Annotated in this window: 14 protein-coding genes; 3 read left to right on the plus strand and 11 right to left on the minus strand. The window is 66.6% G+C overall.

Features of this window, described 5'->3' with window-relative positions; all coding sequences use genetic code 11:
• Positions 1-324: 324 nt before the first annotated feature.
• The 9 genes from tsf to fusA form a co-directional block, all read right to left on the minus strand.
• A complete protein-coding gene (gene tsf / locus FVW20_RS12000; RefSeq protein ID WP_167123647.1) occupies positions 325-927 on the minus strand; it encodes a translation elongation factor Ts in 603 nt (200 codons plus the stop codon).
• Between the two features lie 34 nt (positions 928-961).
• Positions 962-1,768, minus strand: a complete 807-nt coding sequence (gene rpsB, locus FVW20_RS12005; RefSeq protein WP_196609800.1) for a 30S ribosomal protein S2 — start codon at positions 1,766-1,768, stop codon at positions 962-964.
• A gap of 575 nt (positions 1,769-2,343) precedes the next feature.
• On the minus strand, positions 2,344-3,126 hold the full coding sequence (locus tag FVW20_RS12010; RefSeq protein ID WP_196609801.1) for a fumarylacetoacetate hydrolase family protein: 783 nt from the start codon (positions 3,124-3,126) through the stop codon (positions 2,344-2,346).
• Positions 3,127-3,273: 147 nt separating this feature from the next.
• Complete coding sequence (locus FVW20_RS12015; RefSeq protein ID WP_015946546.1) at positions 3,274-4,935, minus strand: ribonuclease J; 1,662 nt, start codon at positions 4,933-4,935, stop codon at positions 3,274-3,276.
• Between the two features lie 420 nt (positions 4,936-5,355).
• Entirely contained in the window at positions 5,356-6,255 is a 900-nt protein-coding gene (gene garR, locus FVW20_RS12020) for a 2-hydroxy-3-oxopropionate reductase (RefSeq protein ID WP_196609802.1), read from the minus strand.
• Positions 6,256-6,334: 79 nt separating this feature from the next.
• Entirely contained in the window at positions 6,335-7,540 is a 1,206-nt protein-coding gene (locus tag FVW20_RS12025; protein WP_196609803.1) for a lipid II:glycine glycyltransferase FemX, read from the minus strand.
• A gap of 181 nt (positions 7,541-7,721) precedes the next feature.
• The gene (hyi, locus tag FVW20_RS12030) at positions 7,722-8,513 is read right to left on the minus strand and encodes a hydroxypyruvate isomerase (RefSeq protein WP_196609804.1); all 792 of its coding nucleotides are present in this window, start codon (positions 8,511-8,513) and stop codon (positions 7,722-7,724) included.
• Between the two features lie 162 nt (positions 8,514-8,675).
• Positions 8,676-9,527 (minus strand): GntR family transcriptional regulator, encoded by an 852-nt coding sequence (locus tag FVW20_RS12035; protein ID WP_196609805.1) that lies wholly within the window; start codon positions 9,525-9,527, stop codon positions 8,676-8,678.
• A gap of 226 nt (positions 9,528-9,753) precedes the next feature.
• Positions 9,754-11,820 carry an elongation factor G gene (gene fusA / locus FVW20_RS12040; RefSeq protein WP_196609806.1) on the minus strand — a complete coding sequence of 689 codons (2,067 nt, stop codon included), beginning with the start codon at positions 11,818-11,820 and terminating at the stop codon, positions 9,754-9,756.
• A gap of 706 nt (positions 11,821-12,526) precedes the next feature.
• Here fusA and FVW20_RS12045 point away from each other — a divergent pair.
• The 3 genes from FVW20_RS12045 to FVW20_RS12055 all read left to right on the plus strand — a co-directional run bounded on the left by FVW20_RS12045 (position 12,527) and on the right by FVW20_RS12055 (position 13,815).
• Positions 12,527-13,039: a hypothetical protein gene (locus FVW20_RS12045; protein WP_196609807.1), complete on the plus strand. Its 513-nt coding sequence runs from the start codon at positions 12,527-12,529 to the stop codon at positions 13,037-13,039.
• A 171-nt stretch (positions 13,040-13,210) separates the two neighbouring features.
• On the plus strand, positions 13,211-13,474 hold the full coding sequence (locus FVW20_RS12050) for a glutaredoxin family protein (RefSeq protein ID WP_015946553.1): 264 nt from the start codon (positions 13,211-13,213) through the stop codon (positions 13,472-13,474).
• Positions 13,471-13,815 carry a ferredoxin-thioredoxin reductase catalytic domain-containing protein gene (locus FVW20_RS12055; protein WP_196609808.1) on the plus strand — a complete coding sequence of 115 codons (345 nt, stop codon included), beginning with the start codon at positions 13,471-13,473 and terminating at the stop codon, positions 13,813-13,815. The genes FVW20_RS12050 and FVW20_RS12055 overlap by 4 nt, the downstream gene beginning before the upstream one ends.
• A 108-nt stretch (positions 13,816-13,923) precedes the next feature.
• On the opposite strand, the gene FVW20_RS12060 is transcribed toward FVW20_RS12055, so the two are convergent.
• The gene (locus tag FVW20_RS12060; RefSeq protein WP_196609809.1) at positions 13,924-14,850 is read right to left on the minus strand and encodes a carbohydrate kinase family protein; all 927 of its coding nucleotides are present in this window, start codon (positions 14,848-14,850) and stop codon (positions 13,924-13,926) included.
• A 1-nt stretch (position 14,851) separates the two neighbouring features.
• Positions 14,852-15,284, minus strand: a 433-nt coding sequence (gene cutA / locus FVW20_RS12065) for a divalent-cation tolerance protein CutA (RefSeq protein WP_372434991.1), incomplete at its 5' end; no start/stop codon positions are given.

Below are 15,284 nucleotides of genomic sequence, written 5' to 3' on the forward strand. Positions count from 1 at the left end.
CGGGGCCGGGCGGCGTGGCGCTGTGCCGAACGCGCGCGGGGCCTGCTGTGCGTGGGGCGCGCGGCGCGCGCCAGGGGGACGAAACCCCGTCCCGTGGGGCCTCGCGGCGGCGGGGCAGCCGGAGGGCTCGGTATGTGGCGGCGCCATGTGCGCCCCGCCCGCGCTGCTGCCGTTGTGGATCATACCCCAAACCATCCCCAAGGTGCAGCCCGCGAAAAAGGGGGCCTTGCGACCCCCCTTTCTTTCATGATGCATGCACGGTCTGCTGCATGCCGGTAGCGGTGCGCTTGCATCCGTGCGGCATGGCGGCGTTCCGTCCTGCGGCTAGGCTTCTTCCGCGCCCAGCTGCATGCGGACGAAGCGACCGATGGTGACGTTTTCGCCCAGAGTGGCGATGACGTCGTTCAGCAGGTCGCGGATGGTCATCTTGTCGTCGCGGATGTACGGCTGTTCCAGGAGGCAGATCTCCTTGTAGAACTTCTTGATGCCGCCTTCAACGATCTTCTCGATGATGTTCTCGGGCTTGCCTTCTTCACGGGCCTTCTGGCGGTAAACCTCGCGCTCGCGCTCGATGACGGCGGGGTCCACGGACTCGGCGTCCACGGCGGCGGGGTTGTTGGCCGCGATCTGCATGGCCACGTTCTTGGCGAATTCCTGGAACTTCTCGTTGCGGGCCACGAAGTCGGTTTCGCACTTCACTTCCACGAGCACGGCGATCTTGCCGGTGGAGTGGATGTAGTTGCCGATGACGCCTTCGGAGGTGGCGCGGCCAGCCTTCTTGGCGGCCTTGGAAAGGCCCTTCTGGCGCAGCCAGTCGACGGCCTTTTCGAGGCTGCCGCCGTTTTCTTCCAGGGCCTTCTTGCAGTCCATCATGCCGGCGCCGGTCTTTTCGCGCAGTTCCTTAACCATCTGGGCGGTAATTGCCATTGTGCGGTCTCCCTGAGATGTCGTGGAGGTCTGGTTACTCGGCGGCGGCTTCGGCGGCGGGAGCGGCTTCAGCGGCGGGGGCGGCGGGGGCGGCTTCGGCCTTGGGCGCGGCGGCCTTCTTCAGTTCTTCCTCGGCGTCCTTGCCCTTGCGTTCCTTGCGCATGGCGTCGCCTTCCATGCAGGCGTCGGCGATGGCGGCCACGAAGAGCTTGATGGCGCGGATGGCGTCATCGTTGCCGGGAATGACGAAGTCGATCAGGTCGGGATCGCAGTTGGTATCGGTAACGGCCACGATGGGGATGCCGAGCTTGCGGCATTCCTTCACGGCGATGTCTTCGCGGTGCGGGTCCACGATGAAGGCGAGCTGGGGCAGGCGGTCCATTTCCTTGATACCGCCAAGGGTGGCCAGCAGCTTGTCCATCTCGCGCTGCATGCGCAGGATTTCCTTCTTCTGGTACTTGTTGACGGTGCCGTCGGCGAACATGGCCTCAAGCTTCTTCAGACGGTCGATGCTCTTCTGGATGGTGGTGAAGTTGGTCAGCGTGCCGCCCATCCAGCGGTTGGTCACGTAGAAATGCCCGGCGCGGCCGGCTTCCACGGCCACGGCTTCCTGAGCCTGACGCTTGGTGCCGATGAACACGACCTTGCCGCCGTTGACCACGGTGTCAACAACCTTGTCGTGGGCGGTGCGGAACAGTTTAACGGTCTGCTGCAGGTCGATGATATGGATGCCGTTGCGCGCGCCGAAGATGAAGGGGCGCATCTTGGGGTTCCAGCGACGGGTCTGGTGACCGAAGTGTACGCCGGTTTCCAGCATCTGCTTCATGGAAACATAAGCCATTTCAGAACTCCTTGCGGGTTTTTTCTTCCACACCGGCCATGGCCCTTCAACCCGCGCCGCGTAAGGCGTGGCGGGCACCCCGGGCCGAAACCGGAGTGTGCTTGGTGTAAAAGGCAGGACTGCATACGCCAGATTGTGGCGGATGGCAAGCACTGGGGATGCGTCCAAATGGTCTTTTCGCCCGTTGGCTGACCGACCCGAAGGGCGCGAAGCGTGCCCGTTACGCGAGCTTGCGAGTGTTACGGGCATCGAGCGCAACGCGGTCAAGCTTCGCCTGCCATAGCTTTGCTGTCCTTATCCGTGAGGTTCACAAGCTCCCCTGACGGCTAAGGCTCGGTCGAATACGATAGGAGCGCGATGCGGTCGCCATCCGCGCGCTGCGGTCCCTATCAGTAAGGTTCGCTTCGCTCACCAACGGCTAGGGCAATGCTCGAAGACTCGCATAACGGCTGCCGCATACTCCCTCATGGCAGGCTCGCTTTCCTTGCCAACGAACGAAAATTCTCATTTAGAAACACCGCCCCTGGCGGGGCGGGGGCGGCCAGCATTCGTTCGGGCGCGGGGGGCGGCCCCGCCTACTGCAACGGCACCTCGGCATGCTCGTCCGCATCCGGGGCGGCCAGCACGGGGTTGATCAAAAGGCCCACCTTTTCGATTTCCACGCGCACCTCGTCGCCGGGCACGATGGGCCCCACGCCCACGGGGGTGCCGGTAAGGATGAGGTCGCCGGGCAGCAGGGTCATGACGCGGGATATGGCGCTGACCATCTCGTTGGGGGTGAACAGCATGTCGGCGGTGTTGCCCTGCTGGCGCACCTCGCCGTTGACCAGGGTGCGCACGGCCAGGTTGGCGGTGTCGGGCAGGTCGGTTTCTATCCACGGCCCCACGGGGCAGAAGGTGTCGTAGCCCTTGCAGCGGCCGAACAGGCCGTCGCGGCGTTGCAGGTCGCGGGCGGTGACGTCGTTGGCGCAGGTATAGCCGAAGACGTGCGCGGGCACGGCATCCGGAGAAATGTTGCGGCATTGCCGTCCGACGACGAGCGCCAGTTCGCCCTCGTAGTCCACCCGGCCCACGCCCTGCGGCACCAGGATGGGCTGGCCGCTGCCGATGACGGCGGTGGGCGCCTTCAGGAAGAACACCGGCTCGTCCGGCACGGGAAAGCCGATTTCCGCCGCGTGGTCGCGGTAGTTCATGCCCGCGCAGATGATCTTGGACGGGGCCACCACCGGCAGGATGGCAAGGTCCGCCAGCGGGATGGGGTCTTTCAGCCCCAGTTGGTGGTTCAGGCACACCACGCCGTCGTCCTGCAACGCGCCAAAGAACACGCTGCCCTTGTATTGCACCCGTACCACGCGCATGTGGCCGCTCCGCTCCGGCGGGCGCACCCGCCGCGTTGCATCGTCAATGCCCGAAATCGGGCGCCGTCAGTTTCGGAAAGGGGTAGCCGCCTTTTCCGAAAGGGCCGGAAAAGCCGTTGCCGGGGCCGCGCGGCACCCTGCGGTCGATCAGATGGTGGTGATCACGGGCACCACGATGGGGTCGCGCTCCAGCACCTTGCGGAAGAACCGCCGCAGCGACGAGCGGATGCGGTCCTGCAGCCGTTCCGTCTCGCCGGGGGGGATGTTCTCGAAGATGTCCAGCACGATGCACTTGGCGTCTTCGAGCACGTGGTTGTAGTGCTGCTCGAACACGAAGCCCTTGGACAGCATTTCCGGGCCGTGCAGCACTTCCCAGCCGGTGTCGTCCACCACCAGCACCACGATGACCATGCCCTCGCCGCCCAGGATGTGCCGTTCCTTCAGCACCGAATGGCCAACGTCGCCCACGCCCTTGCCGTCCACAAGAATGAACTCCACCGGCACGTGCTCTTCGAAGCGCACGCTGTCCGGGGTGAGGGTGATGGGGTCGCCGTTCTCAAGGATGATGGTGCGTTCCTGCGCCACGCCGCATTCCTGCGCCAGGCGGCAGTGCTTGACCAGGTGCCGGTATTCGCCGTGCACCGGCACGAAGTAGCGGGGGCGCACCGCCTCGATCATGGCGCGCAGTTCGTCCCGGTGGGCGTGGCCCGATGCGTGGATGGAGCGCACCTTGTCGTAGTAGACTTCCGCGCCCAGCCGGTACAGTTCGTTGATCAGCTTGGTGATGGCCCGCGCGTTGCCGGGAATGAAGCGCGAGGACATGACCACCGTGTCGCCCCGGTGGATGCACAACTGCTTGTGCTCGCCCATGATGATGCGCGAAAGGGCCGACAGCGGCTCGCCCTGCGAACCGGTGACCAGCAGCACCAGGTCGCGGTCGGCCATGGGGGGCATGGTCACGGCGTCCAGGATCATGCCCGCCTCTGCCCGCAGAAATCCCAGGTTGCGCGCTATCTCTATGTTGTTCATCAGGCTGCGGCCGCTGACCACCACCTTGCGCCCGAATTCGCTGGCAAGGTCGAACACTTCCTGGATGCGCTGGATGTGGCTGGAAAACAGTGTGACCACGATGCGGCCTTCCGCCTCGTCGAACAACTGGCGGAAGGTGTCCATGATCTCGCGTTCGCCCAGCGACTGGCCGTCACGCTCGATGTTGGTGGAGTCGGACAGCAGCAGGCGCACGCCCTCGTCCCCGGCAAAGTCGCGGAACAGCGCAAGATCGGTGCCGGGGCCGGACAGGGGGTTGGGGTCGATCTTGAAGTCGCCGGTGTGCACCACGCGGCCAGCCGGGGTTTCCACGGCCAGGGCGTACCCTTCGATGATGGAATGGCACACGGGCAGAAAGCGGAAGGTCATGTCGCCGAGCACCAGCGGCGCGTCCGGCGAGACGGGCACCAGTTCCACGCGGTCGGCCAGGCCGTGTTCGCGCAGCTTGTGTTCCACCAGGGCCAGGGTGAAGCGCGACCCGTAAATGGGGGCCTTCAGGTGGGGCATCAGCCACGGCAGCGCGCCTATGTGGTCCTCGTGCGCGTGGGTCAGCACGATGCCGCGCACCCGGTGGCGGTTCTGCAACACATGGTCGAAGCGCGGAATCACCACGTCCACGCCAAGGTGATAGTCTTCGGGGAACATCAGGCCGCAGTCCACCAGGACCATGGAGTCTGGCGTGGACCAGATCTGGCAGTTCAGGCCGATCTCTCCGAGTCCGCCAAGGGGGGTGATGGTCAGGTGCGGGGTCTGGTCCGCCATGCGAGGGCTCCACTCTGGTTGCGCGTCTGGTGTTGGTGCGAAAGGGCACGGGGCAGTCCCTCTTGCTATCGCAAAAAGACGGCTCTCACAAGGGGATGCGACACGCACACCGGCCCGTACCGTTTGGCCGAACAGTCGACGGAAGGGGCGGCGGTGCGGCTTGCGCGGTGGGCCTGCGCCATTGGGAACCGTGGCCGGTGCGCGCAATACACCGTGCGGCCCGCTTGGCGTAACGGTGCGGGTGGGCACGACGAAACGAAGGCCGCGCCACCCGATGGGCGGCGCGGCATAAGGTTGCGGGGCATGATAATTTCGCGTCGGCAGTGAACAACGAATGTTCAACAGATGGGCAACGGCCCCGCCTGCGTTGCGTCTTCAGGTGCATCCCCAAATGGGAAAAATGCCACCCGGAAACTGCTGCTAGGAAGGCTTGTTGCGGCGCACCTCCACCCCGGCCAGCTTTTCCCAGTGGCGGATCAGCGCGCCGTGGTCGGCGTCACCCAGCCCGTCGGCCATCAGGCCCTGCATCACTTCCATCAGTTGCGCGGTCAGCGGCAGCGGGGCGTGCAATGCGTGCGAGGTTTCCAGCACGTTGCCCAGATCCTTGGCATGCAGGCGGATGCGGAAGCCGGGGGTGAACCTGCCGTCCATGACCAGCGGGGCCTTGGCGTCCAGTACGGTGCTGCCCGCAAGGCCGCCCCGGATGGCCTGGTAGACCAGGTCCGGGTCCGCCCCGGCGCGGGTGGCCAGCACCAGCGCCTCGGACATGGCCGCGATGTTGCCCGCCACCACGATCTGGTTGGCCAGCTTGGCCACGTTGCCCGCGCCCACTTCGCCCACGCGCACCACGGAAGCGGCCATGGCCTTGAACACCGGCAGGCAGGCGTCGAAGTCTTCCTGCGCGCCGCCCACCATCACCGACAGGGTGCCGTCGATGGCCTTGGGCTCGCCGCCGCTTACCGGGGCGTCCAGCATGCGGATGGATTTTGCGGCCAGTTCCGCAGCGATCTCGCGGCTGGCCAGCGGGGCGATGGAGCTCATGTCCGCCACGATGCAACCGGGGGCCGCGCCTTCCGCTATGCCGCCGGGGCCAAGCACCACCGCGCGCACCTCGGGCGAGTTGGGCAGCATGGTGATGACCACGTCCGACGCGGCGGCCACGGCGGCGGGGCTTTCCGCCGCCGCCGCGCCCTCTGCGGCCATGGCCCGCAGTTTGTCGCCGTTGCGGGTGTGGGCGGTTACCGGAAACCCGGCCTTGAGCAGGTTGCGGCACATGGGGGCGCCCATGATGCCTAGCCCAATGAATCCGATGCGTTGCATGGCGTGCTCCTTTCAGGTGGCGGGGGCCGCCGCGCGTTGCGGCGGCCCTGCGGTGTTGCGCGGTTTACGGCGTCTGGAATCAGGACGGCCTGTGGCGTTCCAGGCTTTCAAGGTTGCAGAAATCGCGGTGCACGGCGTGGTCGATGGGGTAGTCCCACGAGCCGCTGCGCAGTTCCACGCGGCCACCGAACCCGGTCTTGAAGCGGTGCAGCCCGTGGAAGGGGTGGGCCGGGTCCAGCCCCGGCGGCACCGCACCCATGTCGTAGGCGGTGCAGCCGCGCAGGCGGGCCAGTCGCATGCCCTTCCAGTGCATGGCATAGGGGGCCATGCACTCGCGCTTGTGGTTGGACGAGGCCCCGTACAGGAAATGCGCCGTGGTCCCGCACAGGGCCACGATGGCCCCGGCCAGCACGTCCGTATCGTGGCGGGCCAGCAGGAACAGCAGCTCGGCTTCATGGAGTGTGGCGGACGGGGCGGCTGTGCAGGCGGGGCGCGCGGCTTCCGTGCGGTCCGCCGCGCCAGCCCACTCGCGCCACGCATGCCAATCCGTCCGGGCAGGATGCGGCGGTGCGGCATGTGCCGCCCTTGCAGGGTTCAGGCTGCGCAGGCGGGCGCGGAACAGTGCCTGGAACTGCTCGTACCCGCATGGGGCAAAGCCGTTGCGCAGGGCGGTCTGGCGGTACAACCTGTGGAACACCGGCAGCATGTCCGGCGGGGCCAGGTCCACCCGCACGTCCTTCCGGTCCGCAAGGCCGATGTTGTACCGGGTCTTGGGCTTCATGCGCGCCAGAATGTCCTGCTCCGTGCCGGCCAGGTCCACCACCAGCGAACTGGCCACGGTCATGTCGCGGTAAGCCTTGCGCAGGTTCCAGTTGCGGGTGCCCATGTTCATGCGCATCTCGCGGATGCGCGGTTCCGGATAGGCATTGCTGCCGTGTTCCCGCATGTCGGCGGCATAGGGCGAGGCCCACGGCAGGTCGTAGCGGATGAACGCCACGGACGGGCCAAGGCTGCGGGCCAGTGCTTCGGAAAGATCTTCGAGGAACGGACCGTAGTCGTCCTCGGCGGGGGCGTGCTCCGGCCCTTGCGGCACGTAGGCCAGGGCGCGACCGCGCCCCATGGGTTGCAGCAGCACCAGCACGTCGCCGTTGCGATCGGTGGCGGCCAGGTCGAACGCCTTTGGCGTGTAGCCCAACCGGGCCTTTACCTGTGCCCAGTATCCCGTCTGGAACAGAATGTCGGTGGGCAGCAGCGCATCGGTCCGTTTCGATGAAAGCTCGAACATGTCGAATCCCTGTTGAGGTTGGCGTGCGCCGTCAGGCGCGGTCCGTGGTTGCAGGAGGGGGCAGGCCGGGCAGCGGCGGTCCGGCGGCATCGCGACGCTGCGCGTGCTGCACGCCGGTCATGCCCCCGTGGGTGGGTTTGGTGCGCATGGGTTCCTTGTCTTGCAGGGTGTTTGCGCAGGCTCATGCCTGCATGGTGTACGGAAGCATCCAGTCCAGCGAGGCCAGCGTGCCGGGCGCGGGCACGTATTCCAGCCCGATGTGCCCGGCGTATCCCAGGCGGTCCAGTTCGGCGAACAGGAAGGGGTAGTTGATCTCGCCGGTGCCGGGCTGGTGACGGCCCGGCGTATCCGCGATCTGGACGTGCCCGATGCGGTCCATGTGGGCGCGCAGGGTGGCGGCCAGTTCGCCTTCCTCTCGCTGGGCGTGGTAGACGTCGTACTGCAACAGCACGTTGGGGCGGCCCACCTCGTCCAGCAGGCGCAGCACCTGCGCGGTGGAGTGCAGGAAGAAGCCGGGAATGTCCTTGCGGTTGATGAATTCCACCAGCAGCACCAGCCCGGATTCTGCCAGCCGGTCGGCGGCGAAGCGCACGTTGTCCACCAGGGTGGCCCACGCGGCTTGCGCGGCGGTGGGGTCGTTGCCCGGCACCTTGCCCGCAAGGCAGTTCAGCCGGGACACGCCAAGGGCCTTGGCATAGACGACGGCGCGGTCCACCCCGGCGCGGAATTCCGCCTCGCGCCCCGGCAGGGCGGCTATGCCGCGTTCTCCGGCGGCCCAGTCGCCTGCGGGCAGGTTGAACAGCACCTGGGTCAGTGCGTTGTCGCGCAGCAGTGCGGCCAGCGTTTCCGGGGCGTGGTCGTAGGGGAACAGGTATTCCACCGCGTCGAAGCCCGCCGAGCGCGCGGCGGCGAAGCGTTCGGTGAACGGCAGTTCGGTGAACAGCATGGTCAGGTTGGCGGCGAATCTCGGCATGGTCACTCCTTGTGGATGGAGAGGCGGCGGTTGCAGGGGCGGAACATTGCGGGCGGTTGCCGGGTGTGGGGCGGTGGGGTGCCCCGTACCGGACTGGCGTCGCATTCGCGAGTTCCCTGGCGTTGTGTCCGGGTGCCGGGTGCGGGGTGCGGGCAGGTTGTTTCAGGCGGCCTTGGGCGGCTCGTGGCTGTCGTCGTCAACATGTTCTGGCGACGGGGCCGGTGATGCGCCCGGTGATGCGCCCGGTGACGCGCCCGGTGACGGGAGCGATGTCGAGGTCGGCGCTTGCGACGAAATCGGCCCGTCCGGCGCGTCGGCTTCTGCCAGCGCCAGCCGCAACGCCGCCAGCGACGGCGCGATGTGGTTGCGCATGGCTGCTCCGCTGGCCGCCGGATCGCCCCGGCGCAGTCCATCGATGACGGCCAGATGGTCGGGCACGGTGTCTTCCCACGGGCGGGGGGTGCCGTGCAGGTAGGCGGCGGCCAGCATGCTCACCGGGTCCATGGCCGCGCGCAGGAACGGGTTGCCGGAAAGCTCGGCCAACCGCCGGTGAAAGGCCCTGTCGCGTTCAATGTAGGTCTGGTGCGCCTCCGGCGTGTCCGGCTGGCTGGCCATGGCCCGCCATTCGTCGGCCATGCGGTCCGCCTCGTCCGGGGTGATGCGCAGGGCGGCCAGTTCCGCCGCCAGCGGCTCCAGCCGCTCGCGCAGTTCGAACAACTGCACCAGTTCCAGCGTGGACAGTTCGCGCACCCGGAACCCCCGGCGGGGAATGGCCCGCAACAGCCCGTCCTGCGCAAGGCGTTTCAGCGCGTTGACCAGCGGCGTGCGGCTGACGCCAAGGCACGTTGCCAGCGTCTCCTGCGCCACCCGCTGGCCGGGGGCCAGCACGCCGTCGGCGATCATGGCCCGGATGCGGTCGTAGACCTTTTCGTCGAGGTTCTCGTGCCGGATGACGGCAAGGTTGCCGGGAACGGGTGCGACGGCGGTGGGGGGGAGGGGCGTGGGAAGCTTCATGCGTTGACCCTAGCCGGGGCCAAGGAATGGGTCAACCGTTTTGCATGCAGAATGCAAAAGTGTAGGGCTGTGTACCCGCCGGTCAGGCCTCCTGCCCGGTTGGGGGGGGCCGCATGCCGTTGCGGTCTTGCTTCCCGCTTGCCGCAGCGCAAGCGCCGCCCCTGGAACCCCGGAGGCGGCGCGATCGTGTGCAGGTCTGGTCAGGCCACGGCAGGAACCGGCGCGGCTATTCCTCGCCGCGTTCCTTCCTGTAGTCGGCGATGACCTTTTCGGCCACCGGCGGCGGCGCTTCCTCGTAGTGGTCGAATTCCATGGTGAACACGCCCTGCCCGCCGGTCATGGAGCGCAGGTCGGGCGCGTAGCGCAGCACTTCGCTCATGGGCACGTGGGCCTTGATCTCGGTGATGCCCACCTGCGAGTCGGAGCCCAGCACCTTGCCGCGCCGCGACGACAGGTCGCCGATGACGTCGCCCATGTATTCGTCGGGCACGGAAACAGTCAGCAGCACGATGGGTTCGAGCAGGGTGGGCTTCATCAGTTCCATGGCCTTCTTGAAGGCCAGCGAACCCGCGATCTTGAACGCCATTTCCGAAGAATCCACCGTGTGGTAGCTGCCGTCGTACAGCTTCACCTTGAAGTCCACCACCGGGCACCCGGCAAGGTACCCGCGGGCGGCGGCCTCCTGCACGCCCTTGTCCACGGCGGGGATGTACTGGCGGGGGATGGAGCCGCCCACCACCGCATCCTCGAACACGTAGCCGGAACCGCGCGGCAGCCCTTCCATTTCGATCCAGCAGTCGCCGAACTGGCCGCGTCCGCCGGACTGCTTCTTGTGCCGCCCCTGCACCTGGGCCTTGCCGCGCACGGTCTCGCGATAGGGCACCTTGGGCGTCTTGAGCAGGATTTCTGTCTTGTAGCGGCGCTTGGCCTTTTCGACGGAAAGTTCGATGTGCAACTGGCCCATGCCGGAGAGCAGGATGTCGCCGGTTTCCTCGTCGCGGGCCAGGCGCAGGGTGATGTCCTCGTCCAGCAACTTGTGCACGGCGGTGAACACCTTGTCTTCGTCGCCTTTTTCCTTGGGGGCGAGTGCATAGGTGATCAACTGCGGCGGCATGGCCGGTTTGGGCAGCGCGAAGGGGTTCTTTTCGTCGCACAGGGTGTCGCCGGTGCGGGTGCCCTTCAGCTTGGCCACGGCCACCACGGCGCCGGGCCCCAGCGCGTCCTTGCAGGGGGTCTGGGTCTTGCCGGTAAGGTACAGCAGCGAGCCGAGGCGTTCCGGCTCGCCCGTGGTCATGTTCTTGAGGGTGGATTCGGTGGAGACGGTACCCGAAAGCACCCGGATCAGGCTGAGCTGCCCCGCGAAGGGGTCTGCCAGGGTCTTGAACACGAAACACGCGGCGGGGGCGTCGGGGCCGCTGGCCCGTTCCTTGCCGTCCGCGTCCAGCCAGGCGGCGCGTTGCAGGGGCGAGGGCAGCAGCCTGTCGATGGTGTCGAGCAGTTGCGCGCCGCCCTTGTTTTCCATGGCGGCGCCAGCCACCACGGGCACCAGGTCGCCGGACAGCACGCCCTTTTGCAGGCCCATGGCCATTTCCTCGGGGGTCAGTTCGCCCTCTTCGAGGTATTTTTCCATCAGGGTTTCGTCGGCCTCGGCAATGTTCTCGATGGTGGTTTCGCGCAGGGCGGCCACGTCGTCGGCCATGTCGGCGGGAATCTCGCCTTCGGTCACCTTGCCGTCGGCGCCGAAGAACAGCGCCTTGCCCGCCAGCACGTCCACCAGCCCCTTGAAATCGGCCTGCTGGCCGATGGGCATGTACAGCAGCACGGGCCGCATGCCGAGAATGGCGGAAAGGCCGGAGAAGGCCATCTCGAAGTCGGCCCGGTCGCGGTCCACCTTGTTGATGAACACGGCGGCGGGCAGCCCGGCGGCCCGCACCGACTGCCACAACTTGCGGGTGAGCGGCCGCACGCCGTCCACCGCGTCAATGACGAAAACGGCGGCATCGACACCTGAAAGCAGGTAGCCGATGTCGCCGATGAAGTTGTTGTCGCCGGGGATGTCGAGCAGGAAGTGGCGGGAACCGTTGCGTTGCAGGGTGGCCACCGAGGGCTGGATGGAACCGCGCCGCTTGGTTTCTTCCGGTTCGAAGTCGAGGGCGGTGGTGCCCTCCTCGATTTTGCCGAGGCGGCCGACCACGCCCGCCTGATACAGTAGCATTTCGGCGAGCGAGGTCTTACCGCAACCTCCGGTTCCTACGAGAGCATAGGTTCTTTGGGTCTCCAACGCCTTGGACATAATCCGTCTCCCTTGTTCCTGATGGTTGTGGAGATAAGATCCCTGCCGGGCAGGGCGCAGTGTCCATGAATGCGTGATGCCGCCAACAAAACCGTGTTCCGTTCGTGCTTTCTCGTGCGGGGCGTCGTCCCTGTGGCGTGGTGCGTCTGCGCCGTTCGTGCGGCATGTGTCAGGCAGTGCGCGGTGCGGCGGGTGGTGTTGCCGCTGCCAGGGGCGTTGCCCCGTGTGCTCCGTGCCTTGCCGTGGCTGTGGTGCCTGCCGCAGTTGCGTTGTCGCGCGGGTGCGCTGTGCGCCGCTGTGCGCTGTCGGGCCTTTTCCCCCGTGTCGTGTGGCGTATCGTCCGGTTTTAGGGCGGCGATGCGGGTTGAGGGTTGCAGGGGCGCGGTGGCGGTTGACAACCGTTCCGCGCGGGAATCGTGACAGTACCGGAACGCGCCGCCGGGCCTTGCCGATGGCTTTCCAGTTACGTAAGTCATAGGAAGACGTTAAGAAAGATGTCAAGGGTAAACTGGCCGTCGCCCCGGCAGTCCGCGCCCCGCAACGGTTTGCGGGTTTCGTGCTGTTCGGGTGGGCGGATGGGCCGTGGCGGGGCGGGGTACCTGCGGGCACGCCGGACCGGTTGAACGGCGTTGCAGGGGGGCGCAAGGCCCTCCCCGCGCAGGCACCCACTTGCGCACGACGCACCTTTCGCGGCATGGAGTATGGCATGATACGCGGCTTGATTCTGGGCGGCCTGTTCGTCCTGCTGATTTACCTGCTGTTGCGCTACGTGTGGCGGACCAGGCCGGAGAACCCGCGCGAAGTGCTGCGCGAGGAGCTTTCTCGCCGCCGGGCCGTGGGCGAAAGTGCTGCGGGCATGTCCGAGCGGCTGCGCGACGTGGCCAGCGAACGGTTGCGCCCCGTGGCCGCCGCCCTTGCCGAAATGCGCGAGGAACTGCCCGAGGACCAGCGCTTCGACCTGCGGGACGCCGGCGACACCCTGACCGTTGAAGTCGGCGGACGCACCATCGTGGTCACCCACAACGCGCTCACGGTGCTGCTGGGCGACCGCGACGGTTCCGGGCACCCCGGTGGAGACGGCGCGCGCCGCCCCCTGCGGGACGAACGCTACGGCATCCGCGTGGACGGCGCCCTTGAGGAGCACCCAGACCTTGCCGCCACCGTGCGGCGACTGGCCTCGCTCATCGCCGACGCGGTGGCCGGGCGGCCAGTCGCGTAGCGGCGGGCGGCTTCCTGCGGTGGCATTGCGCGGTTTCACCGGGCAGTCCATCCGGGTCCCCGCACAGATTGTCACACCGGGGGGCTGCTGCTAGGATGCTCCAGCGGTTCGCGGCACCTCATCTCCATTCCACTGAACGTTGCGGCGCGCACGCCGAACGAGGTATGCATCATGTCCGACGATTCCAACGAAGTGAAACTGTTCGCCCTGTCCACCTGCGTGCACTGCAAGAATACCAAGCAGTATCTTGAAGAGCATGGCGTGGACTACAAGTGCGTGTTCGTGGATCAGCTGGAAGGCGACGAGCGCAAGGCGGTGCTGGAAGAAATACGCGCCCACAACCCCAAGCTGTCCTTTCCCACGCTGGTCTGCGGCAATGGCCGCGTCATCGTGGGATTCCACAAGGAAGACATCAAGGAGGCCCTGCACCTATGAGCGGCCCCGCAACCCCGCAGGCGCTGCATGACATGCTGCGCAAGATTCAGGAGCCCAAGGGCTACTTCTTCAACAAGGACATGGATATGACCATGCCCCTGCTGGAAAGCCTGCTGGTGAACAGGCAACGTTACGGGTACATGGCCTGTCCCTGCCGCCTGTCCCTTGGCGAGTTCGAGAAGGACCGCGACATCGTCTGTCCCTGCGTGTACCGCGAGGACGACGTGAAGGAATACGGGGCCTGCTTCTGCGGGCTGTACGTGTCGCAGGCCTGGAACGACGACGAGATTCCCCACGACATCGTGCCGGAGCGCAGGCCGCCGGAGAAACTCTTCGGCTAGTTGCCCCCCACCGTGTTGTGTCCTGCCCTTTGCGAACATGAACGCCGCCGGATTCCCGAAGGAACCCGGCGGCGCTTTTCGTTGCGGATATGTCGTGTGCGCGAGGGGCTAGTTGCCGAATGCCGCCGTGTGCCGCGCCGCAAACTGCTCCGGCGTGAAGGCATGTTCCTGGGTGCCGTAGTGCTCCACGCAGAAGCTGGCGCAGGTGGCGCCCATGCGGGCGGCCTCGGTCACGTCCTTGCCGTCCACCAGACCCTTGATGAGCCCCGCGCGGTAGGCGTCGCCCGCGCCGGTGGGGTCCAGCACCCGGTCGGCCTTGACGGCGGGCACCAGCACCGGGCTGCCGTTGTCGATGCGCGACCCGTGTTCGGACATGGTGGTGATGATCCAGCCGGTACGTTCCAGCAGTTCCGCCTTGGTGCGGCCCGTGGCCTTCATGATCATTTCCAGCTCGTAGTCGTTGGTGACCAGCATGTGCGCGCCGCAGATGGCCTCGTACAACTGGTCGCCGGACAGGGCGGGAATCTGCTGGCCGGGGTCGAAGATGTAGCGCACCCCGCGTTCGCGGAACATGCGCGGCAGGCCCACCATGTCGTCCACGTTGCCGGGCGAGACGATGGCGATGTCCGCCTTGGCGTCCAGCGCGGGGAAGGGGTACTCGCACGGAAAGCGCATGGCCGCCGGGTTGAAGCCGGTGATCTGGTTGTCGCTCTGGTCGGTGGTGATGTAGGCCCCGGCGGTGAACTGGTCGTCCCGCCTGCGGATGCCGTCCTGCGGCAGGCCCAGCTTGTCCAGTTCCTCTGCGTAGCGGTCGAAGTCCTTGCCCACGCAGCACAGGATGTGCGGTTTTTCGCCCAGCAGGGCCAGGCTGTAGGCAATGTTGCCCGCCGTGCCGCCGCGTTTTTCCTCCAGCCGGTCGATAAGGAAACACACGTTCAGGATGTGTATCTTTTCCGGCAGGATATGGTCCGCGAACTTGCCGGGGAAATTCATGATGCGGTCGTAGGCGATGGACCCGGAAACGTAGATGGACATGCTAGGGCTCCTTGCGGGTTACTTCGTCGATCCAGCCGAGAAAGGCGGCGCTGCCGCCTGTGATGGGCAGGGTTGCCACACAGGGCACTTCGTAGGGGTGCAGTTGCAGTACCGCCTCGGTCAGGGCGGGTACGAGGGCGTCGGTGGTCTTGGCGATGAACGCGGTTTCGGTTTCGGTCTGGATGTCGCCCGCCCAGTGGTAGATGGACCGGATGGACCCCAGCACGTTGACGCACGCGGCAAGGCGGCGTTCCACCAGAATGCGACCGATGCGCTCGGCTTCTTCCGGGTTCGGAGCCGTCATGTACACGATGACCGCCATGTGGACCTCCTGCTGCGGGGTATGCCGCCCGTGCGCCGTTGGCGTTGATGGTGCGCGGGGTGGCCGCGCGGTGCGGGCGGGCAGCGGGTGCGCGGGATGAAGGCATCCGCGC

This window comes from Nitratidesulfovibrio oxamicus, from assembly GCF_015731765.1.
Lineage (GTDB): Bacteria > Desulfobacterota > Desulfovibrionia > Desulfovibrionales > Desulfovibrionaceae > Cupidesulfovibrio > Cupidesulfovibrio oxamicus.